The 2,094-nt window shown below is 62.5% G+C and carries 3 protein-coding genes; 2 read left to right on the forward strand and 1 reads right to left on the reverse strand.

All coding sequences use genetic code 11. The annotated features are described in order from the left end of the window. Positions 1-237, forward strand: a 237-nt coding sequence (locus I55_RS39385; RefSeq protein WP_376739210.1) for an OmpA family protein, incomplete at its 5' end; no start/stop codon positions are given. Positions 238-450: 213 nt separating this feature from the next. Here the strand turns inward: I55_RS39385 and I55_RS27020 are convergent. Then, positions 451-1,113 carry a response regulator transcription factor gene (locus I55_RS27020; protein WP_044563835.1) on the reverse strand — a complete coding sequence of 221 codons (663 nt, stop codon included), beginning with the start codon at positions 1,111-1,113 and terminating at the stop codon, positions 451-453. A 537-nt stretch (positions 1,114-1,650) separates the two neighbouring features. Here I55_RS27020 and I55_RS27025 point away from each other — a divergent pair. After that, on the forward strand, positions 1,651-2,094 hold a 444-nt coding region (locus I55_RS27025), incomplete at its 3' end, for a response regulator (protein WP_148294000.1).

Genomic DNA, 2,094 nt, shown 5'->3' on the forward strand with positions numbered 1-2,094 from the left:
ACCGTGTTGGGACAACGCCGCCAAAGGAAGCTGCCCACCGGGCCATTGTCAGCCAAGATCAATGTGACGGGATACACCGACCGCTCCGGTTCGGACGCCTATAACCTGAAGCTCTCGATGCGCCGCGCCGAGGCTGTTAAGGCTTACCTGACGTCCAAGGGGCACCGCCGCTTCCATCGCCACCGATGGCAAGGGCGAGTCCGATCCGCTGGTCCCGACCGCGGATGGCGTGCGTGAGCCGTCCAACCGTCGCGCCGTCATCATTTTCCCATGATCCGTTAAGGGGATCCGGTTGCCGGGCCTGGGGGGTACCTCCGGCCCGGCTTTCCGGCCGGTGCGGAATAAGAAAGGGGCGCCACCCAGCTGGGAGGCGCCCCTTTTTCTTTTGTCCTTCCCGCGATTGTCCTTCCCGCGACGGCGGCGCCGAAGGGAATGGCTCAGCCCAAGGGGTCAGCTCATCGGCCCAATACCGCGCTGGATGGCCCAGACAGCGGCCTGGGTGCGGTTCTGGGCGCCGATTTTGCGCATGACGTTCTTGAAATGCATCTTCACCGTGGACTCGGTGATTTCCAGCCGGCGGGCGATGGACTTGTTCGACTGGCCGGCCAAGAGGCAGCCCAGGATCTGGATCTCGCGACGCGATAGATCGGCCGTCGCCGCCACCAGATCGGCGGGCGTGGGCCCCTGCGGCTGTTGCGCCTGGACCACCAGCGCCGCGGCGCGGGGCGGGAACACGGCGTCGCCCGCCAGAATCAGCTCCAGCGCGTCGCGCAACGTGGCCACGCCCGACGACTTGGACAAGTGGCCATCCATGCCGGCGAACAGGCTGGCCTTCAAGACGGAGTCGCTGGTGTCCGATGTCAATACCGCGATTTTGGTTTGCGGCGCGGCGGCGCGCAGCCGTCGCAGTTCACTCGCCACCCGCGGCGGGTCTATGCCCCAAGGGTCGACCATGATCAGGTCCGGCGCCGCGGTGTCGCGCAGCACCTTCACGGCCTCTTCCACGGAAGGTAAGGGCGGTAACAGCTGGAAGCTATCTTCCCCCAGCAATGTACCCAGCGCCGCCCCGAACAACTGATCCTGGTCGATCAGAAGAACGCTGCGGCCCGTCATTGCCATTTTCCCCACCGTGATTGAGGTCTCCCCCATCGGAGACTGTTTATTAAAAATTTTACTAACATTGTCATGGATACTCGTGAAATGTCGACGCTAACCTGTTAACGGCTTATTTGCCCCATCGGCAGGTAATAGATCGCCAGTTCTATTGCGACAATCCTATGGGAAAGTAGGCCCGAACGCCATGTTTCTGTTGCGGCATATCTGAAAACGGGTCACAGTCTGTCACATCGGAAGGTGGATCGTTTGGCCATCCCGTGAAATCGTTAACCGCCAGATGGGGTACCACGGCGGAAAAGGGGTTCCCGGGAAAAAAAGGTTAGGCGTGCCCCATTTTGGCCGTGTTCCGATGGTCACAATGGTGAAGTTGTCGCTAAGCCAGTCAGGTCACGCGTTCATCGAAGGGGTCGGTTCCGGGGTGTAAGACGCCGAAGCGGGCCCTGCGATCAAGTTTACGGTCCGCTCAGGCGGTCCGGATGAAACGTTTTGGATGGCCTGGGCCGGAAGTGGCCGGACTCAAACGTGGGGTTTCAGATGATGAGCATGACCGCGCGTTTTCCCGGGACTGTCAGCAGTCTAGCCGAGGATGGTTTGGAAAACGGAATTGCCGGTGTGGGCGCTTCGCCCCGCCACCGCACATTTCTTGTCGTGGATGGCCAGGCGCTGGTGCGTCGCGGCGCCGCTTTGATGTTGACCACCCAGTTCCCGGGTGCGTCGGCGTTGGAGGCGGGCACCGTCGAGGAGGCGCTGGCGCAGGCCATGTCCGCTCCTGGGATCGATCTTGTCATGCTGGACCTGGACAGTCTGTCCGGCAACCGGATCGAAGCCATTGCCCAGTTGACCTCCGCCCTGGGCTCCGTGCCCGTGGTGGTGGTGTCGGCGGTTCAGGATGGGGACGAAGTCATCGCCTCCATTCGCGCCGGTGCCCGTGCCTACGTCTTGAAGACGGGCCCGACGGAGGTGCTGGAGCGCACGCTG

The organism is Azospirillum sp. B4 (assembly GCF_000333275.1).
Lineage (GTDB): Bacteria > Pseudomonadota > Alphaproteobacteria > Azospirillales > Azospirillaceae > Nitrospirillum.